Source organism: Acidithrix ferrooxidans (assembly GCF_000949295.1).
Classification (GTDB): Bacteria; Actinomycetota; Acidimicrobiia; order Acidimicrobiales; family Acidimicrobiaceae; genus Acidithrix; species Acidithrix ferrooxidans.
In genome coordinates, this window is the sequence record NZ_JXYS01000072.1 from 25587 (window position 1) to 48172 (window position 22586).

Genomic DNA, 22586 nt, shown 5'->3' on the forward strand with positions numbered 1-22586 from the left:
CCTGACATTGTCTTTTTGAACCTTCAGATATATACAAACTAGCCCTTTGAACCAAGAAGAACAGCGCCGATCCCTCATGGGATTTATGGGATAAATAGCTTTATTTGGGATTATCTGGTTAATTCGAAATTAATATCGGCTGGGAATTGCCTGGATGTAGATTCTTACCTACTGCCGCGAGGTGTACCGGGGGATGGTCATCTCGAATAAAAAACGGCAGAGGAAATGTCTGCAATTGGGGGGTTGTTTTGCTTTTGTGCAATCATGTCTCGGTTTCGGGCTACAAATTAGATGCTTTTGCATATCTAAGGAGTAGTCGGTGAAACTATTCTTACTCACATTAGGTTTCGGCTTTGTTTCGGCTTCAATCTATGCCCTTTTGAGTGTTGGCTTGTCGCTCCAATTTGGTGTTACAAACTTCGTCAATTTCGCCTATGGGGCGTATCTGGGCGTCGGAATGCTTTTGACCTATACATTTTCAGCCACGCTTGGGTTGCCATTTTGGCTCTCTATCGTTCTGGCGACAATTGGTACTGGAATAGTTTCCATGCTGATATCGGAGTTCATCCTAAGTCCGTTTGTCAAGCGGCGAAAATCTCTCTTTTACATGTTGATCGTGACCTTTGGCCTCTCTCTCATTCTCGACAACGTCTTACAGATCATCTACGGAGTCGGCTTCAACGAATATCCCATAGGTCAGTCCTCGCCTGTTACCATTGGCCCCTTTAGCTTCACAGGCAACCAATTGATCATAATTGCGATTGCTGGAATTGTCATGATCGGAGTTCATCTCCTGCTCTCTCGTTCACGATTGGGCAAGGCTATGCGAGCGATGAGTGATAACGCTGATCTAGCTAGAGCATCTGGAATCGATACCAACATGGTAACTCGTTGGACTTGGTTTATCAGTGGGGCTCTTGCGGGTCTGGGTGGTATTGTCCTGGCGTTGAATATCGTCTCATTTCAAACGACTAGCGGGGATGCACTGCTCTTTGTCATCTTTGCAGCCGTTATTCTTGGCGGAATTGGTCAAACCTACGGGGCTATGCTTGGTGCGTTGATAATTGGCGTAGTGACAGAGGTGTCCACGGTCTTTATATCTTCTGCGTACAAGCAGGACATTGCATTTTTGGTTCTCGTGATCATGCTTTTGGTACGTCCTCAAGGGTTGATTCCTGCAAAAGGAAAAGCCTAACCTAGCGACTCCTTTGGATGACGATTGATTCGAAATCCATGGGCCATGATGGAACCCAAACCCTTCATATCACAACGTTGGTTTCTCTTTTTATCTTATTTCTACTTCGACCACGGTGAGAAATTCTTACACATAGGAGTTGGTTTATGTCAATTTTTCTCGGGTATGTGGCAACCATATTGGTTACCTTGTTTACCTACAATATCTTTACCCTGGGCCTCAATATCCAATTCGGTTATGCCGGGATCTTGAACTTTACGGTTATTACCTTTATGGCAATGGGTGCCTACTTCTACGCAGTCTTCGTAATGCCCCCAGCAAATGCTTCAAATCAGGTCTTTTATATCCTTGGTTTACACTGGCCCTGGCCCCTTGCTTCGATTGCGGGAATAGTTGCCTCGGGAATCCTTGGCTATCTAATTGGTCTGATAGCGCTAAAGCGACTTCGATCTGACTACCTGGCAATTGTTACCCTGGCAACGGGAACTCTTCTCTATGGGCTATCTGGCGATCAGAATAAACTCTTTGATGGTTGGGCTGGGCTATTTTCGGTAAATCAACCTTTTCAAAGTGTGGCTAACAACCACCCGAACACCTTCTCTTGGATCTTTGTGGTTATCTCTGGAGTGGTGATGCTAATCGTTTGGTGGTTTGCCAATCAGCTCTACTCATCACCGTTGGGACGTTCGATGCGTGCAATCCGTGAGGACCAAGACGTGGTGGACGCCTTTGGAAAAAATACCTTCAAGGTTCGAATGATGGCGATGGTAATAGGTTCTACCATCGTAGGAATCGGAGGAGTGCTTACGATTCAGTACATTGGAGCACTTTCACCTGCTGGATGGACCACTGGGGAGACCTTTGTAGTCTGGGCTGCGCTGTTGGTCGGCGGTCGTGGGAACAATATTGGCGCGATGCTCGGTTCTTTGTTGGTTGCTGTGATCTTCAACGAGGGAACTAGATATATTCCCCAAGTGGCATCTAGCCCTAACCTGGTTCCTGATCTTCGTAACATAATTATTGGCTCGTTGGTTATTTTGAGCATCTGGTTTAGACCTCAAGGTGTACTTCCGGAACGTAAGGCCAAGTTTTTCGAACTTCCCCTGAAGGATAAGTATGCCCAAACCTTTGGTGGAGTAAGCGCGAATCAAGAGTTAGCGACGGAGGTCTAGATGAGTAATATTTTAGCGATCTCGGATGTCCATGTGGCATTTGGTGGGCTGAAGGCGATCGATGGATGCACCTTTGAGGTAGAAAAGGGTACAATTACTGCCCTGATTGGTCCGAATGGTGCAGGAAAGTCAACCATGGTTGGCTCAATTGCCGGAGCCGTTTCTCTTACTTCTGGTTCGATTACCTTCGACGGGCAAGAGATATCACACCTGCCCACATATAGGCGAGCTCAAGGCGGATTGATAAGGACCTATCAGATTTCACGGGAGTTCGGAGGGATGACCGTTCTTGAGAATTTGCTTGTTGTCCGGCTCGGACAGAGCGGAGAAAGCCTAATTAATGCGGTCTTTCGGCCGAAGAAATCTAAGACTGAAACCAATGCACTTGTAGGCGAAGCCAACGAAATCCTAAATACTTTTGGTCTTTACCGACTGCGCAATGAGTATGCATCGAATCTTTCGGGTGGCCAAAAGCGACTTCTGGAGCTTTCTCGAGCAGTGATGGCCAAACCAAAGATGCTTCTTTTGGATGAGCCAATGGCAGGCGTAACGCCCGCTCTTATTGAAATCCTTGGACAACACTTACTGGACCTAAATAAGGGTTCAGGCATGTCAATGTTGCTTGTTGAACACAACCTAGAGGTTGTAGACAAAATCTGTTCGAGGGTCGTGGTTATGGCGACCGGAAAACGTCTTGCTGAGGGAACTTTGGCTGAGCTGCGTTCGAATCGTGACGTTGTCGAGGCTTATTTGGGAGGTGAAGTTCATGAGCGTATTGGAAGTTAAAGGACTTAGCGGAGGGTACGGGAAGACCCCAATTATTTGGGAAGTATCCATGGAGGCCAAGGTCGGCCAGGTGGTTAGTATTGTTGGGCCAAATGGCGCTGGTAAGTCAACCTTCATGAAGTCCCTGTTCGGGATTACAGACGTGACCGGCGGCGAAGTGGTACTCGATGGCCAGAACGTCAAGGGACTGCCTTCATTTCGGTTGGCTCGCGCGGGTATGGCTTATGTGCCCCAAGTTGACAATATCTTTACGACCATGACGATCAAAGAGAACCTGGAGATGGGTGGATACTCCAACCGACGGGGACTGGCTCAGCGAGTAGAGGTTGTGCTTGAGATCTTTCCAGACCTCAAGGCTGCTCAGAACAGAAAAGGCGGAGAGCTTTCGGGCGGACAGCGAAATATGTTGGGTATGGCCCGAGCGCTCATGGCCGATCCCAAGGTGCTGCTACTCGATGAGCCCACGGCGGGACTTTCGCCTATCTACGTCGACGTAGTCTGGGATCAGGTCGGCCGCATCGCTAAGACTGGCACCGCAATTGTGGTGATTGAACAAAATGTTGATCGGGCCATCTCGAACTCGGAATGGGTATACGTCCTTGTGGCTGGGCGAAATCGACTCGACGGCCCTGCAAGTCAGGTGGCAGCACTTGACCTGGGCGAAATTTTCTTGGGTGCGACAGCAGCAGCCATGGAGTCAGAGAGCGAGGTGATCGCCTAGCAATAGATGGGGCAGTTTTGGGGGATTCCGTTGCTTATGGTTTGAGCGATGGACAAAGTTTTAAGGCTACTTGGGGATCGTGTGATTTCATCTCTAATGGAGAGTTTCGATTTCGGTAGCTTCATTTCAGTAGTTTCAATGATCTCATCAAATTAACTGATGATCAGTATTTGGATAAAAAAGGGGGTACCCGTGAAGGGTATTAAAAAGTGGGTAAAAGCGACGGCAGCACTGGCATCGCTATCTATGGTGGCAGCGGCTTGTGGGAGCGGCTCTCCATCATCATCATCATCATCGGCTACGACAGCGGCATCAACGGGCCCGCTTACAGTCGGGGAGCTCCTGCCTATGTCTGGGGCAGAGGCGTTCGTCGGTCAGTGGTTTGATCATGGGATCAAAGCTGGTGTCTATGAGATAAATCACCATGGCGGAGTACTTGGCCATCAACTTACTACGGCACTTCAAGATACTGCGGGCGACCCAGTAGATGCAGTAACAGCGTGGAAGTCGCTTCAGTTACAACATCCAAATTTTGTAACCGGGCCGAGCTCTCTATCGATCATGGGCGTTATCAATCAGTTCCAACAACAAAAAGTGGTGGACCTCATGGAAGGTGGTACAACTCAGTTGGACCACATGACGCAGTCATATATCTATAGAGTTTTCCCATCTGACTCAGTGCTATTGGCAGCAGAGGCCTATTATGCCCTCAAAGGTTTGAATTGCACAAAGGCATCGCTAATTTACACCTCCGATGCAAACGCCCAGGCCGAAGTTCCTCCTTTGACTGCAGCCTTCACCGGTAATGGTGGGAAGATCTTGGACAACGAGCAGATTCAGGCCGGCCAGAGCTCGTATCTCTCTGAGGTATCTCGCGCATTTGCGAATAACCCACAGTGTGTATTTTTCCATGCCGATCCACAGACTGCCGCAACTCTGTTCGCGAACGTAAAGCAGCTCGGTCACCTGAATGTTCACTTTATTACTGGTGATACCGGTACCTCTATTCAGCTAGCACAAGCTGTCGGCCTAGCCGATGCCAGCAAGTGGATGACAGGTATGGCTGCGCCAGCAGCGTACGCACCGGCATATAATGAGTTTTTAGCAGCCTATAAGGGGCAATGGAATAGCTCTAAGCCACTGCCAGCATCACCAGCTATGTATGATGCGGTTGTTATGGCGGCGTTGGCAATGACAGCTGCACATTCCACTAATCCACATGTTTGGGTGAAGTATATTACCAAGATTAGCAACCCGCCAGGCACGCCTGTTTATACATATGCACAGGGTGTGGCACTGCTAAAGCAAGGTAAGAAGATCAACTACCAGGGTGCGAGTGGTCCTGAGAATTTCAATCAGTATCACAACGTCTTTTCTGGCTTTGACGTTCAGCAATTCAATACGGCCGGTGTGTTGCATACAGTCCAAAGTATTACCTCTAGCCAAGTGGCAGCTATGTACAACTCCAAGGGTTAACCAATGAGTTGTCTTGATTTCCTATAATGCACTTAGCTTTTAGGAATTAGTGTTCTCCCCCGAGAAGCAGCGTCGGCCAAATCCACTTGGATTTGGCCGACGTTTTTTAACAGGATTTTCAGCCAGTAACTCTTATTCCTGACACCACCTGAGCGACAATCCAAAGGAATGTATAGAAGGGCCCCATTACCCGTATTTGTCTGAAGTGATAGTTCGCTAGAGAGTCTGAGAGAATCAAAGTAGGAGGTTGAGTTCGAGAGGCATTGATGTTTTTCTCACCAGCAAGCCAGCAAGCGGTTTAGGATTTCTCGTGAATGCGCTAGAAGGCCACGGCGCCGCGGGGAATTCTGTGGTCGTAGTTATTTCGAATTTGAACTGGCTGAAGTCATGTGAGCCAATCGAGCTATTTGATATTTGGTGATCGAAGGATCGCTCGGTGATCGACGGGAGGACACCATGGTCAGCTGATATTTTGCCAGAGTAGCTTGCCAGCGTAGCTTTCCAGGGCGGTCTTGGTTCGAGGGGACCATTTTATAAGTAGTCGCATGGTTGCAATGGTTAAGGTCGCCTCTTTAGTGGTTGTAACATGGTGAATTGCGCCTTAGACATTTACTGCGTTCCACTGCGAAGAGGTCGCCTTTAGGTGAGATGATTAAGCGGGATGATCTAATCTTTGCTAGGTTCATCTCGCTTCAGTTTGCATATTTTGTTCATTGAGCAAATATTCGAGAATCGACACTCAAGTGATTGGGCTAGCTGGAGGTCCTATGCTTTGCTGGTGAGAGCTCTTGAGTAACGTTGCGGGCCGTATTGATCAATGCGACATGAGTGAGTGCTTGTGGAAAATTGCCCAGCATGGAGAGGTTATTTGGGTCGTACTCCTCTGAAAATAGACCAAGTTCATTTCCTAGTTGGAGGAGTTTGTCAAAGCGAATCTTTGCCTCTTTAGTCTTGCCCGCTAAAACCATATTGTCGACTAGCCAGAAACTGCAAGCTAAAAATACTCCTTCATCTCCGGGTAGGCCATCTTCGCCACTTTCTCCAGTTTCATACCTTTTAACTACGTTGTTTATCGATAGCCGTTCATCTATTGCTTGGGCGGTGCGAACCATCTTTGGATCTGCTGCATCTATGAATCCCACCAATGGCAAGAGCAGGAGCGATGCGTCTAGATTAGTGGATTCGTAGTCTTGTACGAAGTAGCCGAGTTCTTCATTGTAGCCATTAGCCATGATTGATTTGTGTATGTCATCACGAATTGCTCTCCACTCTTGGTCTTTGCCAGCCATTCCGTATCGTTCGACAAGTTTTATTGCGCGATCAAATACCACCCATGCCATTACCTTTGAATAGGTGAAATGGCGCCTTGGCCCTCGTATTTCCCAGATTCCTTCGTCAGGTTTGTCCCAATTTTTAGCGACAAAATCTACGATTACCAACTGAAGATGCCAGGACTCTTCGGAGTATTTAATTCCAGATCGACGAAATTGATAGAATGCATCCATCAATTCTCCATAGACATCTAGCTGGAATTGGTTAGATGCTGCGTTTCCTATTCGAACTGGTGCTGAGTCTCGATAGCCCGATAGCCACGGTATCGTGAATTCCGGTATAAGTCGTTCGCCTCCAATTCCATACATAATCTGAAGCTGCGTAGGATCTCCAGCTGCAGCCCGGAGGAGCCATTCTCGCCACTTTAGAGCCTCGCGTTCGAATCCGTCAATCATTAAGGCATATAGGGTAAAGGTGGCGTCTCTCAGCCAACAGTATCTGTAATCCCAATTTCGAATACCGCCAATTTGCTCAGGAAGCGAGGTCGTTGGCGAAGCTACAATTGCCCCCGTAGGCTGGTAGGTCAAGGCCTTTAGGGTGATGATCGACCTCTCTACAACTTCTTGATATTCTCCAAAGATTGGCTTGCATCCCTTCATATAGTTTTGCCAGAAGGAAAAGGCATGTTCGAATGATTCGCGAGCTTCGTGGGGGGCTGGAGGTTTGGTGATTGAATCATGATAGATCGCGCTGAACGTTTGAGTTTCGCCAGGGATAGCTTGGAAATTGGCTATAGTCTTAAAGTCTTCACTCTCTAGTGCTACGTTGGACGATATGGCCAGACCTCCAGATCCAGAGACCATAGATAGTCCACCTTCCATGTGTCGCACCCAAGGAACCGTGGTTCCGTAGTCAAACCGAACTATAAGTTCCATGGTCATGTCTACAACTCCATCTATCCCCTCTACAAGACGGTAGATGCTTGGATGAGAGTTTCTAGGTGGCATAAAGTCAATGACTTTTACCTTTCCTGATGCCGTTGTGAAGGTTGTTTCTAGAATTAGCGTTCTGGGAAGATAGCGTCGTTCGTATTTGATGACTGGCTCCTTAGGGGTAATTCTCCAGAAGCCATTTTCGTCGCTACCTATCAGCCGGGCCAGGCACGCATTTGAGTCAAAGCGAGGCAGGCATAGCCAATCGATTGAACCTCTCTTTGAGATTAGGGCGACTGTATGTAAATCGCCAATGATGCCATAGTCTTCGATAAGTTCTCTTTCCATAGAATGACATTACTTCAGATTTTGCTTTGTGGGAAGCTACCTCGAGGATTTTTGCCTGTTCTAAATCTTAATCATGACTAATTGCCAAGGTCAAGTAATTGAATTATTTCAGATTTGGTTCGCTTTAATTTGATCACCAGTTGCCAGCTTTGTTCGGTGAAAGGCGGAGATTGGTGACTTATGTGACCTCATGTTGTTGCCTTAATAGCATGTAGGGCGGGGGATCAAAGCAGATATTTTATGAGGTTTAGCTGAATAAATTGTTCTAGCAATACGATGTGAACTTACGGATAACTTTGATTTAATTAATGATTTTAAGCACGTGTTCAGTCTGTTTATTTTGAGATTTGGTCAGTGGTTATGATTTCTGGGGGATTTATGTCAAAGGATAAACGCGGAGGTGCGCTAGCCGTTTATCCTATCTGGGTTGGTGGTATTTAAAAGGAGGGTCTAGTCGTGGTTGATGATTTGAAAGGTGCCCTCTCGTTTTCGGTGGGCGACACTCATAACGGGAGTCGACGTGGCACGGTTAAATTGAATCGCGGATCTTTTTCGACACCTATATTTATGCCAGTTGGGACCAGGGGCACCATTAAGGCGGCAATCGCCAATGACATAGCCGCAATCGGCTTTGAGGTTATTCTCGGAAATACCTACCATCTGATGTTGCGACCTGGAGTTGAAGTTATCGATGCTTTGGGGGGACTTGGTAGATTTAGCGGGTGGAAGCGCAGTATGCTCACGGATTCAGGTGGATTTCAAGTGATGTCTCTTGGTGCAACCTTTAGCGATGGCGGTGCGACCTTTCGCTCTATCTACGATGGATCCATTCATGATGTAACCCCCGAGAAGGCCGTCTGGCTTCAAGAGATGATCGGCGCAGACATAGCAATGGTTCTTGACGTTTGTACCAATCTTCCAGCTAGCCGTGATGAAATTAAACGTGCTATGGATTTGACTCATTCCTGGGCCCTTCGCGCGCGTTTTGCAAAGCACCGACAAGATCAGGCGCAATTTGGGATCGTTCAGGGGGGCTCCGAGGTAGACCTAAGATCAGAGAGCGCCAAATTTATCTCTGATGTTGGTTTTGAAGGAATTGCCCTAGGAGGATTGGCGGTAGGAGAGTCCCGTGACGACATGCTTCGGGCCATCGACGCGGTAGTTCCTCATCTTCCACCAGATAAGCCGCGTTATCTGATGGGCGTGGGCGATCCAATTGGGGTCGTTGAAGCGATAGCACGCGGAATAGACATGTTTGACTGTGTGGCTCCGTCTCGAGTCGCACGTCATGGGGTTGCCATGACTTTTTCAGGGAAGATGCATATGAGGAATCAAAAGTACGTGCGTGATGAATCCCCAATTGAGCCCGGGTGTCCATGTGTAGCTTGTGCGAATTTTCCAAGGGCTTTAATTCGACACCTTGTGTCGGTAGGTGAACCTACCGGTGGCAGCCTTCTGACCTTGCATAATCTTACTTTTATGTACCGACTAATAGAGGGTTCGCGAAATGCTATTTCTACAAAAACTCTAGGTGAATACATTAAGTCGATCTATGCTGCTTGGGGCAACTAGCATAGATCTGGTTGTTTATGCCAAAGTGGATTTATAGCGTTTATGGCTATTGAAAGTTACGGCATATTTTTTACAAATGGAGTATTTGAATGTTTCTAGGGGCCGCTGCTGCACAAACGGGCGGAAGTTCGTTGACGCTACTTCTACCAATCGTCCTTTTCGCTGGAATATACCTTCTTGTGCTGCGGCCACGTGCAGCAAAAGCGAAAGCTGCCCAAGCCAACGCCAGGGTTGTTGAAGTTGGAGATCGAGTCATGATGACCTCTGGAATTTTGGGTCGAGTTGTTCGGACTACCGAAGAGACCGTGGTCGTTGAAGTTGCTCCTGATATCGAGCTGAGCTTTGTACGTCGTGCGGTTTCACGAAAGCTTGAAGAGGCAGATCCTCTATATTCGATGGATGAATTCGATTATTACGATGAAGACGAAGATGGCGATGTCGAAGGTGACGATGCTCAAGATGAATCGACTGGGTCGGCCGACGACTCCACCCACGACGGTCAAATTGGATCTGAGGCTCCTAAAAATGCACTCGACGAAGATGGCGATAAGTAGTAGTAGCAGTAGCAGTAGCAGAGTTCTCTGATTGACAAATTGCTGGAAGATGAAGACTAGGTCTTTTGCTTCCAGCTTGGTCATTTTGGTGGAAATGTTGATTCTCGGTCAGACCTTGTTGTAGATGGTCGATCGTTTGATTTTGAACAGATATTTCGTTCAATTTGAGGTGGGTATTTAATGAAACGCTCTGGATGGTTTATGGTCATTGCGACCTTCGTCATCTCTATTGGTGCGTTCGTTGCGGTTCTGGCATTGAACTATGCGCCGGTACTAGGCCTGGACCTTCAGGGTGGGCTCTCAGTTGTCTATGCTCCCGCGCATACAGTAAGTCAGGCGACGCTAAACGAGACGATATCAATCATTAGAAATCGAGTCGATGGTTTGGGTGTGGCTGAGCCCAATATTACCTCCCAAGGACATGACATTGTGGTTCAGTTGCCTGGTGTAAAAGATCCAGCAGCGGCGCTAAAGATAATTGGGCAGACGGCATTGTTGAGGTTTCGACCTGTTCTTTGCTCTGCCGCTCCGTATACAAAGCCTCCGGCTTCACTACATCTAACGGCTAGTGAACTCACACCAACTTGTCCGACTTCAGCCACTAATTCCAACATATTGGCATATGTTCCGACCACGTCAACGGCTGCAGACCTTCCTACTTCTAACGTTATATTGCCCCAGATAGTAAATGGAGCAGTTGTAGGTCGCTATGTAATGGGACCAAGCGTATTGACTGGATCAGCGTTAAAGAGCGCATATGCAGGGCTTGACTCTACGGGAAACTGGCTAGTGAATTTTACGCTAACCAAAACCGGCTCTCCTGCCTTTGATGCCTTGGCTAAGAAGTATTATGGCCAGTACGTCGCCATAGTCTTAGACGGAAATGTCATAAGTGCACCGAAGATCAATTCGACCTCCTTTGGGGGACAGGGTCAGATCTCAGGTCAGTTCACTCAATCGCAAGCTGATAATTTGGCGCTTGTTCTCAGATATGGCGCATTACCGGTTCAGTTGGTTCAACAGACAGTGCAAACTGTATCACCTACCCTTGGTCAATCCTCCCTAAAGGCCGGAGTCTTTGCTGGCATAGTCGGTCTAATCGTCGTAATGGCTTATACGATCTTTTACTATCGGGCCTTGGGAATAGTGGTCGTCTTGGGTCTTGGTACCACCGCGGCGCTTTTATGGGGAATTATCTCTTATATGGGCCATACCAGCGGTTTGACTCTTGACCTGTCAGGAGTAACGGGATTAATTGTATCAATCGGCGTCACTGTTGACTCTTACATTGTCTTTTTTGAACGTCTAAAAGACGAGGTGCGTTCGGGAAAGACCGTGCGTAGCTCTGTTGATCGTGGCTTTAAAAAGGCTTTTAGAACAATCGTCGCTGCCGACCTGGTCTCTTTCATTGGCGCCCTACTTTTGTATCTCCTTTCAATAGGACCGGTTAGAGGTTTTGCATTCTTCCTTGGACTTTCGACAGTCCTTGACGTTGTTACCTCGTGGACATTTACTCGACCTCTGGTGATGATACTTGGGCGGAGCGAAGTTGTAACTAAAGCTAAATGGCTCGGAATGGCACGTGGCCTCGCGGTCAAGGGCGCATAGTTGAGATTTTGGAATGGTGTTGAAGGATTAAAGTGAGCAAAGCAAAGGAAATGGTCTCAAACCAATCGCAAGAGGATGACTCTATCTCAAACGAGTCGGTGTGGTCCAAGCTTTATAACGGTCATACCAAGTTGAGTTTTGTGCGCAATCGTAGGCGTTGGTATATAATCTCAAGCCTAGTGATCTTGATCGGAATTGGTTCGCTAGCTGTGCGTGGTTTGAACTTTGGTATTGAGTTCAAAGGTGGCACCTCTTGGGAGATCACCAATACGACTTTGACGGTATCAAAAGCTAAGGCAGTCCTTTCGTCCTTGGCGCTAAAGCAACCGGTTATTGTATCGTTAGGATCGGGTTCGAATACGAGCATCCAAGTCCAAGCAGATCTCTCGATCTATAGCTTGGCTAAGAAGAACCAATTGGAAAACCAAGTAACGTCAGTGCTGGCCAAGGCCGCTAATGTCCCAACCTCGAAAGTTTCCTTGACGGACGTTGGTCCCACGTGGGGTGGATCGATAACCTCCAAAGCATTAAGAGCGCTTATTGGATTTTTTATCGCGATCACCCTCTATATAGCTATCCGATTTGAATTTAAAATGGCCATCGCTGCGCTGATCGCCGTTGTGCATGACCTTTTAGTGACGGTTGGAATCTATTCGATTGTGGGTTTTGAGGTAACCCCAGCTACGGTGATTGCTGTTTTGACGATTCTTGGATATTCACTATATGACACCATAGTCGTTTTTGACCGCGTCCAGGAGAATGTGAAAGAGCTTGTAAATCCAGGGCGAATGACATATTCAGATGCCGTCGACCTTTCGATGAATCAGGTTCTTATGCGATCCATGAATACCTCGATCGTAGCGATCATACCGATTCTATCGGTACTGCTGATTGGGGCAGAGTTGCTGGGCGCGACCACTTTACAGCAATTTGGCTTGGCTTTGTTTATAGGCTTGACCACTGGGGCTTACTCTTCACTCTTTATCGCGTCGCCTATTTTGGCTTCCCTGAAGGAGAGAGAGCCCAGATATATGAATCTTGCCCAGCGTCTTGAATCCAAAGAGGCACGAGCACAAAGAAATGAAGTTACAAAGGCGGTGCCGGCTGTTAAAGGCTCCACCTCTGGACCTAAGGTGACAAAGACTACCGGCTCAAAGGGGAATGCACCTTCGAGAAAGGCGATCAAAGGGGCGAAAAGTACTTCAGATATTTCAGAATTTGCCGCTACTCCTGTGAATTCAGGGTCATCCAAATCAGGAGAAACGAAAAAGTCAAATGTCGCTCCTAAGACTGGATCGAACAAGGGTGACGAGGAGTTGTCGGCTTTGGTAGGCGACTCTAGTTCGGTTACCTATAGCGTGGTGGATTACTCAGATTTTGATGAACTAGAGACTGATGTCCCCGAAAGTGACTCTGATGAAGTGCTTGATATGGACGAAGTCCAGATCGACGACGGAGCAGACTTGACACAAAGTTCGCAGACGAACTCAGGCAGACCTACAGGTCGACCCAAGTTGGTGGAGCCCGGAACTCGAGAGTTGAAGAGCCGTAGAAACAAAAAACGTTGAGTAGTTGGGCTACATGACACTGATTGTGGTAAATTCGGATTAGTTTGGCGCAATTGTAACTAAGTTGACTCATCTTGGGTAATAATAATCGACTATCACGTGTATTTTGTATATATGGTACCTGGAATTTCAGCTGAGTTTGAAACAGTTCTTTTGGATAAGCTGCTCAGGTCCTTTCGTGCTCGTCGACCTGAAGCACCTAGCGGATTTATTGAAAGTGCTTTTGCTAGCGCCATACGGGCGCACGAAGGGCAGTTTCGTAGATCCGGCGAACCCTACGTAACCCACCCTATTGCTGTAAGTCAAATCGTAACAGATTTAGGCGTTGATGAGGTAACGATTGTAGCGGCCCTTCTACACGATACGGTAGAGGACACTTCAATCGAGCTAGATCAGATCTCGACACGATTTTCTCCTGAAGTAGCAGCCATAGTCGATGGTGTTACAAAGTTGGATCGCCTTAGTTTTGACTCTAAAGAAGCACAACAGGCTGCCACTGTTCGCAAGATGATAATTGCAATGGCTAAAGATCCAAGAGTTCTAATAATCAAGCTTGCCGATCGCTTGCACAATATGCGCACTTTGGCAGTGTTGCCTGAATGGAAGCAGCGTCGGATCGCTCAAGAGACCATCGATATCTATGCACCCTTGGCGCACCGCCTCGGAATCCAAGAGATTCGTTGGCAACTTGAAGACCTTGCATTTGCGGTTCTTCAACCTCGACGTTACGCCGAAATTGAACAGATGGTTCAATTGAGGACTCCAGAGCGAGAGCAATCCATTGGTCTCTTGCTCAAGAACCTCAAAGATCGACTTTTGGATGCAGGTGTCGTAGCTGATGTGAAGGGGAGACCTAAACACTTTTGGTCGATCTATGAAAAGATGGTCGTAAAGACCAAGGAATTCAACGAAATCTACGATATCATCGGCATTAGAATCATCTGTGAGACCGAGAAGGATTGCTGGGCTTCCTTGGGTGTGGTGCATTCCTTATGGAATCCAATTCCGGGCCGATTCAAGGACTATATAAATACTCCTAAATTCAATCTCTATCAATCGCTTCACACGACGGTTGTAGCTCCGGGTGGAAATCCGCTCGAGGTTCAGGTGCGTACCTTTGAGATGCATCAACGTGCAGAATTTGGAATCGCCGCCCACTGGGGATATAAGGAGGGTTCGTCGAATTCAGAGATGGCATGGCTGGGGCGGATATTAGATTGGCAAAAAGATACTCCTGATCCTATTGAATTTTTGGAGAATCTGAAGCTTGATCTGGAGCTTGATGAGGTCTATGTCTTTACCCCCAAGGGTAAAGTCGTCTCCTTGCCAGCCAAAGCGACGCCGATCGACTTTGCCTATACGATTCATACCGAGGTAGGTCATAGGTGCATTGGAGCCAAGGTCAATGGTCGCCTAGTTCCCTTGGACTCAGTGTTGAAGTCGGGAGATACGGTAGAGATATTCACCTCGAAGGTGGAGAGTGCTGGGCCATCTAGGGATTGGCAATCTATCGTCGTCACCCCTAGGGCTCGAAGCAAGATTCGCCATTGGTTTTCTCGTGAACGTCGCGAGGATGCACTTGAGAGCGGACGAGATGAATTAATTAAGGCCTTGCGCAAGGAAGGGTTGCCAGTACAGAAGATGGCGGCATCGGATACCCTTGGGAAGCTGGCAGTCTCCTTAGGTTTTAGCGATGTGGAAGCCCTCTACGTCTCGGTAGGGGAAGGTCATGCTTCGGCTAAGGGTTTAGCTCAACGCGTTGTCCGGGAGATGGCGCCCGAAGAATCTGAGATTCAACTTCCAACTACGGTTAATCCCTCTAGACGACAGAGCAAGCGTCGTCGAACTCCAGGCGTCTACGTCGAGGGGTTGGATGACGTTGTTATTCGCTTTTCGCGATGTTGTAGCCCTGTTCCTGGTGATGACATAATCGGCTTTGTAACCAGAGGTCGTGGTGTATCTGTTCATAGGACTAATTGTTCAAATGCTGCCGCTTTGGCGGCATCCTCGCGAGAGCGTCTTATTGAAGTTGAATGGGATAGTGACATATCTAATTCCGTATTTAGCGCCCAGATTGAAATCAGGGCACTTGATCGTTCGCGACTTCTTGCAGACGTTGCGAGGGTTCTGTCGGAGCATCATTTGAATATTCTCTCATCCTCAACTCAGGCCGGTGTGGATCGAATATCAAGGATGCGTTTCGAATTTGAATTAGCAGATCCTAGTCATTTGGACTCTGTGTTGTCAGCGTTAAGAAAGCTAGATAGTGTGTATGACGCTTATCGAGTGGTTGAAGGCGGTCATGGTGAAGGCGATTTAGGGGGCAATCTGAACTAGACGATTCGGGCGATCCCTCGCAGAGCATCGGGTCCATATCTGATTGTTTCATTTAACGCGGTCCTGTATGAGATTGAGACAATCGTAAGGTCTCAGCTGTACAGACAGCTAATTTTTCTTTCTAATTTTCGCTCCATCTTTGGGACTAGCCAAGCGATGTGAGGTTTGATCTTGGAACATTCGGGATAGGCTCGATAACTTTGGCTAGGCTTTTCTCAGCTCGAAAAGGTAAGAAGCGAGGACTTTTCACTTGATGGTCGTAGGTTTTTGATGTCTATATTTACTAAGGTTCCCCAGGTCGCATACCAAGGTCTTGATCCTAAGAACAAAGTGGCGCTTACTAACACACTTTTTGTCGTGTTGGGTATGCAGTCTTTACCGGGATGGTTTCGGGTTGAAGTAGAGGTTTTGGGTCAATACCTAGGTTCAGCTCGGCCATTTGTGGTCATTGGCAAACCGGATTCGTTCGTTTCCTCCAAGGTGCTCGAAATGACGAAGGTTCAAGAGACAACCTTTAGGACCACGGCTTATGTAGAAGCTGGATTCGAGATTTCAATCAATTTTACAGATTCCTTTTTGCTATGCTATCCTCCCAAGGTATTGTTCACAGCTATCTCCAAGCGCCAAAGTTTTGTCAACCGAGCTGTAATCATTGCTCAAGATAAAGACTATTGGCGCGGCTTTTCGAATGGATTGAGATCGCCCTCTGAAAAAGGGTTGAGAGGCGCTTTAGAAGTAGCTTGCAGAAGTGTTTTTAGGCGGATTCGTAAGGGCGAACCAAGTGGAGGCTTGGAGAGGATTAAGGCGGTGGCCAGCGACTTTGATAGATACCAAAGATGGCTGTTGGTGCACCAAGGTGATTTGATAGCGGTCGAACAGGGTTCGAATATGGCAGGGTTGAGCGAGACTGTGTCGAGTTGCGATGATGGCTCTGGAGCCACTCCAGTTGGCCTTTTGCTCGATGGTCGAGCTTGTACATCCGATGAAGTGCTACTGACGCTTTCCTCGATCTTTAGTCAGCGTGTTAGCAACCTTGCGATTGTGGTGGTCTTCAAAGAAGGAGACTATAACACATGGAAGCGGCAGATCGCCATAATGAGTTCCCTCTATGGCTTTGGCGGTACCGTCGTATTGGTGGACTTTCGGGTGATGGCCAATAAGGATCTAAGTACGCTGATCGATGAGACCCCCATGCCAGATGCGGGCCACCACTCGGAGCGTTTCTGGTGTTTTTTAGAAGGGGGAACTTTACTTGGTTTGGACTTACTAACTGTTCTTGACGCCGAGATCAAAAAGGGCTTCTCTCCAAAGGTCGTTTATTTCGATCACGACCTTGTCTCACGAAACGGGATCCATCATTCACCTCACTTAAAGGCGTTTTTCGACCCTGATCTTTGGTATGCCAGTAACTATATTGGTCGAGGCACATTCGTCTCTGGTGTGCTACTCGGCACATTGGAGATGTCGCTAGCGGAGTCGTTATCACAAGGTGCAATAGATCGCGCATGTCTTTTCTTGATTCGAAGTGATAATTGCTCGTCAATTGTGCATGTACCAGTAGTTGGTTTTCACTACCTCGACTACCTGAATTTCGACGCAAGCTTCGAGAGCAATCCCAAAATTCCAGCCCGGTTCGAATTGGTTGAAAGACATCTTCAAGAGATCTTTCCCAATGTCGTGCTCAAAGAAAAGAAGATCGAGAATGCCACTGGCCCTTTAGAGGCCAAGGGGGAAATCTCGATTTTCGAGATCACATATGAGCCGCCTCTGAATGCGCCAAAGGTTTCAATAATAATTCCAACTCGCGATGGAATTGATGTTTTGCCCAACTGCATCGATAGTCTTAGGTCTAAGACGATTTATGAAAATTTTGAGATCCTGATAGTCGATAATGGTTCCTTGGATCCAAGGATGATTGACTATTTGGACTCTGTCTCCACGGAGGATTCCGTTAGAGTCGTGAGCTTTGATGGCCCCTTCAACTTTGCTAAGATTCAAAACTTTGCTCTGTCGCAGTGTGATGGCGAGTTGGTTTGTCTGCTCAATGATGATACCGAGGTATTAGAAGGGGAGTGGTTGACAAAGATGGTGGGGTTGGCTCTACGTGAGGATGTAGGGGTGGTTGGAGCAAGACTGCTATATCCAGATCGTACCCTTCAGCACTGCGGAATCTATTTAGGCATTGGCGAAGCTCTAAGTGCTCAAGGTGAGGGCGTTAGGGATTTTGTGTCCACCTCTCAGTGTGTGGCTACACACGAGGTAAGCGCGGTCACCGGCGCTGCTCTTTTGATTTCGAGGTCACTTTGGATGCAAGTTGGAGGGATGGATGAGATTCATTTGGGGGTATCTTATAACGATGTTGACTTGTGCATGAAGGTTCGGGACGTTGGATTGCGGGTAATGGTCGAAGTGGGAGCTGTCTTGATACATCACGAGTCAAAGACTCGAGGTCTAGACGGATTGGACCCCAAGAAAATTCGCCGAAATGCAAGCGAAAGGGCCTATATGCTTGCCAGGTGGGATTGTCTTATGGAAGATGACCGCTTCTACAGTCCCCTTTACTCCAAGTCGGTACTCTTTGACCTAGACATAGAATGATTTTACTTTGAATTTGTCAAAGAGAAGCTCGAGTTTTATTATCCTTTGGTTTGGATCGGCTTGCAGGATCGCTTGAGATTACCAATAAAGGCTCAAGCCCTGCGCCTTTGATCGATTCGAAGCTAAGGTGCTAGTCGTTTTGAATGCGGTCGATAGTCATTTGCGGTCGATCGATATTATCTTGTTTATCTTGGCGGTATTTGATATCAAAGCACTCCGATAGGCTGGTAGGCAAGGAATTAAAGGCACGAAAGTTCAAATGTTTTTTAATCTACGATCACAAATCGAAGTCCCGATATTTATGCCGTCTTTAGCGCCTAATGATGCGATGGCGACCCATGTGATTTCATTGCGCGATGCAATAAATGCTCACGGATTGCGCTCGACAATCTATGCCGACGATATTAAGGCCGAAATGAAGAGCGAAGCTAAGCCGTTTCGCCAATTTAAATATCTGCCCCATTCTCAAAGTCGATACCTGTTATATCAGGCTGCCACTGGGTCTAACCTTGTCCGTCACTTAGTTGCTCGTTCTGAGCCTTTGATGATTCAATTTCATAATATAACTCCTCGTTCTCAATTCGTAGCCTGGGAGCCTGGAATATCTTCTGCTATGGCTTGGGGGCGCAGGCAGTTGGAGACGCTCAGCCGCCACGTTGAACTAGCGCTTGCCATCTCGCCGTTCAATGCAAGAGACCTCATCAACGCGGACTATTCAAAGATAGTGCTTTCGCCTCCACTGATTAGGGAGCTTCCAAGGAACCCTGGGAGTAGGTTCAAATCTGAGTCAGGGACTCTTGCCAAGTTGCTTTGTGTGGGTCGAATAGTCCCGAACAAAGCGCAGGAAGATCTTCTTCGGGCGTTGGCGATCTACAACGCCACTTTCGAGCCAAAAGCTAAATTGACCTTCGTTGGTTCGACCGTTATAGAAGATTACAGAAAGTATCTTCAATCTTTAGTTGTTGAATTGAGTATCTCGGAATATGTCGAGTTTCGTTCTTCGTTGAACGAAACCGAACTGGCGGGACTATTCGAGACTTCGCAACTTCTTGTATCTGCTTCTCGTCATGAGGGCTTTGGCTTTCCTTTCATAGAGTCAATGCGTTTTGGTTTACCAAGTGTCGCAATAGGTACGACTGCTATCCCAGAATCGGTTGGAGATGGAACTGTTTTGGTGAGCGACAATGATCCGATCGCGATGGCAACTGCTTGGAATATGGTCTTGTCCGACCTTTCCTTGCGCCAACGCTTGGTTGAAAATGGATATAAGCAGTCTAAGCGAGTGGACCTTGAAGCAAATAAAGTACAGAATATAGCCGCACTTGCTAATCTGGTTCCCATCGAAGGGGTCACACCAGCCAAGTTATTTTATGAGGCGAAAAAGGATCCCAAGTAAGTATTTGGCTTCAAGAATGAGATATCTTTGGCTATGGAATTTAGCTAACGTTTCATCCGGGGTCCTTCGAGAGGAGTTGTTAGCCCAAATTCACTCCTAAGACGACTTGACTCCTTTTTCATCTCTCTGGATCCAGTCTTTACAGCTTCGTTTAATGTGGCAAGTGTCGAGCGAGATGACTTGAGTGTGGCGATAGTTATCTGCAGTGGCGTCGAACCGGCAATTCGTTTTTCGATTTTGTACTTCGTCCATAGGGATCCGCAAGCACCGATGGTTGCGCCAACCCCAAACCAGAGTGTTCTTTTTGGCACGGGCTATTTTCTTTCTTTTTTTGTTCGAAGTACTGAAGCCGCAGCGCGTGACCCGGCTTGGAGGGATCGAACTTTGACGATAGGTGAGGTCAAGGCCGAGAAGGCAGCTCGGGAGGTCTTGTGCATCATTTCGGTAGCGATAGCGGTGGAATCAATTAGTGATTCGAGCTTTTCAAGTTCGTCTTCGGATCTTGAGATGTTACTGGCAGCATCTCTAATCAATGGCAGAGTCTCATCTCGGAGCGATTTGATTGAAAGCTCTAGATAGCGCTCCAAGCGGCGAGTTCGTCGAATTGCTAGGTATGAAAAGATAGCAGCCACCGCTGCAGCTATCGATGCGATCATGGTAGTTGCGGCAATTAACGTCAAAAGATCTCTCCTGTTTCTACATAATACCGCCTTGGGCGATAACTCCGATTTGAACCAATGGGAGCGCAATCGGTTTCGGTAAGGGAGTGGGAATGATCGTAGCTATTGTTGCATGGATACTCGAATACTTTTTGCTGTGAGCGTCCATTTGTCGGCACTTTTACCCAGGGGCAGAGGCCAACACGGGCTGAATTGAGCGATTTGAGTTCAATCCGGCGATATCACTTTTAGTTATCTGTTCCAATAGGTACCTTTGTGAAGTGGGGTTTTAGCTATTTGGATGTGGGCTTCGAGAGATCTGTCTCTTTGGGTTTTGGGTGGTTAAATCTAGTATGACCACCCCTGATTGATCGAGAAGATTAATTCGAGTTAGCCCCAGGAATTTGAGCTCAGCCATTGATCGATAGCGATGAATGAGCCCTTTATCTGTGGTCGAGTTGATTATATAGTAGCGCCCGCTTGGGTGGACGAAGACTTTTGGTATCTTTGCTAGCAGGACCGCCCTAGCTCTAGTTTCGGGCACCGCCCCGTGAAAGCCCAGGTTATGACCATATTGGTGTCAAGATTTGGGCACTACAGTTGAGCAATCACCGTCTTGGTTCGACCTGAGGTGTCTACTATCCCAAGAATTGAGTAGATATCTTTTTGGGTAGCGGTGAGTGTCAGAATAGTTGGCACATTTGCTCAGTTCCAGATTAATGGTTTTCTGGCACCTTGGTGCCGCCAAAATTTAGTTAATTTAGGTTTCCCGTGGATCGACTTACCCGTGGTGGTCATTTGATTTAGTTGCCGACGATAAGTCGGCAACTAAATCAAATGACCACACTTAACTCTGCCAATTCAGACAACTAATTGACGATCTCTCGTTGCTTTTGGCTTAGGAGATCGAAGATGTATAACAGAATCGTCGCGCTATCGTCACGTAGCGGGCCAGTGGAGTTCGCAAATAGCTGCCTCCTGTTTGGTTGGATAGACTTCTAGCTCTTTAGCGCCGCCATTGGGGCTATTGAGTTGTGGAGCATTGCTAGTGGTGATGAGCAATGTTCCGTTCGTGCTGATTAGGTTTGTGGACGATCTTTATCTTCCCACACGAAACACACGTTGTAGCCAGCTGTCGACGCCGATAATTACCACACACCCCGCCTTCCTGCGACGAGGTCACCTTGTGATTTGTTCGTCCACATCCCACACATGTGGGTTCGCCAATTGCTATACCTGCCTCTCTCAAAGCCATAACCAGACGTCCCACCAATGGAGGCGCACCGATCGATACTGCGTCAGGATGGGTTGAACGCTCGGTAGAGTGAAGCGAACATGGCAGGTTTAACAGTCATCTGATTGAGCACTTGGGCAATTGCCAAACGATCGGCTTCACCAACTGTGGCCGCAATGCTCTCAAGTATCATTTCTACCAATTAAAGAGGAATAATAAAGAGATCTTTTTCCAATTCCCTCACATCGAAATGTCAACCCTAGCTAAAAATCAAACTGCCATCGACAACTTTCATCTGATCGACTCTACATAGCTCTCCGAGGCCTGTAAGGTGCGAATTCGGCTAGAGCGCCCAACGACTTGCATAGTTTCTCCTCTCCAAGAAATGCCCATTGCAGAACCGTATGAAATATCTACTCGTAATGGCCAAAAAGGAGGGCTTTAGCTTAACGCGAGCTGTGGTAAAACATTCAAAAGCGACGGCCCCCTGTATGCATTGTTCGCGGCAATTAACTTGCATTTCTCAGCGGCCATTGACACCGCAAGCGTCAAGGAAGTTAGCATCGCTTTGTACGGAATATCAACCCTGTAGAACGAAAACCTTGAACGGACGATGAGGGGCTTCATTCTAAAGATCAAGAAAAGGCTATTGGTGAAGGGCTCAGTAGCTGTCGTTGGAGCTAAGTGGGGTCTAGCGTTTCCAAGTTGCTGACTTGTGATCACCAACTAAAAGAAATTTTCAACCAGGTAAGTCGATCCACGAGAAATCGAAATTAATTAGATTTAGGCGACACTGGTGCTAGAAACCACCAATGGAAGAACAGAGCAACGATTTAGCCATTCTCACGCTTACCGTCACCAAAGGTACTATTTATCTCTTCTTGCTAACTAATTTCCCAGTTGATTGAGATTGCCTGCTTTAAAGTCACTCTTTGTGTTTGATTATGCGGTATAGTTACACATAGAATGTTAGTTTAAATGTTGCATAATTGAATCAAACAAGTAAGCACAGGTAAACGCAAGGATAATGAGATGGGTCACAACTTTTATGTCAAAACTTCCTAAATTGCACAGAAAGCCATTTAGCGGTTATTCAAATTCAAAGAAGGTATCTTTTGCAAGATCTACTTTCGGTGTCATCTCATTCGTAAGTAGATC

General features: G+C 47.2%; 15 protein-coding genes. 12 read left to right on the top strand and 3 right to left on the bottom strand.

The window, feature by feature from the left end:
- Positions 1 to 319 precede the first annotated feature (319 nt).
- The 5 genes from AXFE_RS10990 to AXFE_RS11010 all read left to right on the top strand — a co-directional run bounded on the left by AXFE_RS10990 (position 320) and on the right by AXFE_RS11010 (position 5350).
- A complete protein-coding gene (locus AXFE_RS10990) occupies positions 320 to 1195 on the top strand; it encodes a branched-chain amino acid ABC transporter permease (RefSeq protein WP_052605903.1) in 876 nt (291 codons plus the stop codon).
- Between the two features lie 146 nt (positions 1196 to 1341).
- A complete protein-coding gene (locus AXFE_RS10995; RefSeq protein WP_052605904.1) occupies positions 1342 to 2367 on the top strand; it encodes a branched-chain amino acid ABC transporter permease in 1026 nt (341 codons plus the stop codon).
- The gene (locus tag AXFE_RS11000) at positions 2368 to 3153 is read left to right on the top strand and encodes an ABC transporter ATP-binding protein (protein WP_052605905.1); all 786 of its coding nucleotides are present in this window, start codon (positions 2368 to 2370) and stop codon (positions 3151 to 3153) included. It begins immediately after the preceding gene.
- Positions 3134 to 3874 (top strand): ABC transporter ATP-binding protein, encoded by a 741-nt coding sequence (locus AXFE_RS11005; RefSeq protein ID WP_052605906.1) that lies wholly within the window; start codon positions 3134 to 3136, stop codon positions 3872 to 3874. The genes AXFE_RS11000 and AXFE_RS11005 overlap by 20 nt, the downstream gene beginning before the upstream one ends.
- A gap of 192 nt (positions 3875 to 4066) precedes the next feature.
- On the top strand, positions 4067 to 5350 hold the full coding sequence (locus AXFE_RS11010) for an ABC transporter substrate-binding protein (RefSeq protein WP_052605907.1): 1284 nt from the start codon (positions 4067 to 4069) through the stop codon (positions 5348 to 5350).
- 752 nt (positions 5351 to 6102) lie between these two features.
- Here the strand turns inward: AXFE_RS11010 and AXFE_RS11015 are convergent.
- Positions 6103 to 7902, bottom strand: coding sequence for a glycoside hydrolase family 15 protein (locus AXFE_RS11015; protein ID WP_052605908.1), 1800 nt, complete (start codon positions 7900 to 7902; stop codon positions 6103 to 6105).
- Between the two features lie 456 nt (positions 7903 to 8358).
- Here AXFE_RS11015 and tgt point away from each other — a divergent pair, with 456 nt between their 5' ends.
- The 7 genes from tgt to AXFE_RS11050 all read left to right on the top strand — a co-directional run bounded on the left by tgt (position 8359) and on the right by AXFE_RS11050 (position 19535).
- Positions 8359 to 9474, top strand: coding sequence for a tRNA guanosine(34) transglycosylase Tgt (gene tgt, locus AXFE_RS11020; protein ID WP_152626042.1), 1116 nt, complete (start codon positions 8359 to 8361; stop codon positions 9472 to 9474).
- A gap of 89 nt (positions 9475 to 9563) precedes the next feature.
- Positions 9564 to 10028, top strand: coding sequence for a preprotein translocase subunit YajC (gene yajC / locus AXFE_RS11025; protein ID WP_052605909.1), 465 nt, complete (start codon positions 9564 to 9566; stop codon positions 10026 to 10028).
- 180 nt (positions 10029 to 10208) lie between these two features.
- On the top strand, positions 10209 to 11636 hold the full coding sequence (gene secD / locus AXFE_RS11030) for a protein translocase subunit SecD (protein WP_052605910.1): 1428 nt from the start codon (positions 10209 to 10211) through the stop codon (positions 11634 to 11636).
- Between the two features lie 32 nt (positions 11637 to 11668).
- Positions 11669 to 13204: a protein translocase subunit SecF gene (secF, locus tag AXFE_RS11035; protein ID WP_052605911.1), complete on the top strand. Its 1536-nt coding sequence runs from the start codon at positions 11669 to 11671 to the stop codon at positions 13202 to 13204.
- A gap of 99 nt (positions 13205 to 13303) precedes the next feature.
- Positions 13304 to 15541, top strand: coding sequence for a RelA/SpoT family protein (locus AXFE_RS11040; RefSeq protein ID WP_235347771.1), 2238 nt, complete (start codon positions 13304 to 13306; stop codon positions 15539 to 15541).
- Positions 15542 to 15811: 270 nt separating this feature from the next.
- On the top strand, positions 15812 to 18139 hold the full coding sequence (locus tag AXFE_RS11045) for a glycosyltransferase family 2 protein (RefSeq protein WP_052605913.1): 2328 nt from the start codon (positions 15812 to 15814) through the stop codon (positions 18137 to 18139).
- A 259-nt stretch (positions 18140 to 18398) separates the two neighbouring features.
- On the top strand, positions 18399 to 19535 hold the full coding sequence (locus AXFE_RS11050) for a glycosyltransferase family 4 protein (protein WP_052605914.1): 1137 nt from the start codon (positions 18399 to 18401) through the stop codon (positions 19533 to 19535).
- Positions 19536 to 19579: 44 nt separating this feature from the next.
- Here the strand turns inward: AXFE_RS11050 and AXFE_RS11055 are convergent, their stop codons facing one another.
- Together AXFE_RS11055 and AXFE_RS11060 are read right to left on the bottom strand one after the other, a co-directional pair.
- Complete coding sequence (locus AXFE_RS11055) at positions 19580 to 19846, bottom strand: hypothetical protein (protein ID WP_052605915.1); 267 nt, start codon at positions 19844 to 19846, stop codon at positions 19580 to 19582.
- A 3-nt stretch (positions 19847 to 19849) separates the two neighbouring features.
- The gene (locus tag AXFE_RS11060; RefSeq protein WP_052605916.1) at positions 19850 to 20215 is read right to left on the bottom strand and encodes a hypothetical protein; all 366 of its coding nucleotides are present in this window, start codon (positions 20213 to 20215) and stop codon (positions 19850 to 19852) included.
- Positions 20216 to 22586: the final 2371 nt, after the last annotated feature.

Bases quoted from the DNA above. Each gene is read 5' to 3' on its own strand.
- AXFE_RS10995 (WP_052605904.1), top strand. From the start codon at position 1,342: ATGTCAATTTTTCTCGGGTATGTGGCAACCATATTGGTTACCTTGTTT.
- AXFE_RS11000 (WP_052605905.1), top strand. From the start codon at position 2,368: ATGAGTAATATTTTAGCGATCTCGGATGTCCATGTGGCATTTGGTGGG.
- AXFE_RS11005 (WP_052605906.1), top strand. From the start codon at position 3,134: ATGAGCGTATTGGAAGTTAAAGGACTTAGCGGAGGGTACGGGAAGACC.
- AXFE_RS11015 (WP_052605908.1), bottom strand. From the start codon at position 7,902: ATGGAAAGAGAACTTATCGAAGACTATGGCATCATTGGCGATTTACAT.
- yajC (WP_052605909.1), top strand. From the start codon at position 9,564: ATGTTTCTAGGGGCCGCTGCTGCACAAACGGGCGGAAGTTCGTTGACG.
- secD (WP_052605910.1), top strand. From the start codon at position 10,209: ATGAAACGCTCTGGATGGTTTATGGTCATTGCGACCTTCGTCATCTCT.
- AXFE_RS11045 (WP_052605913.1), top strand. From the start codon at position 15,812: ATGTCTATATTTACTAAGGTTCCCCAGGTCGCATACCAAGGTCTTGAT.
- AXFE_RS11050 (WP_052605914.1), top strand. From the start codon at position 18,399: ATGTTTTTTAATCTACGATCACAAATCGAAGTCCCGATATTTATGCCG.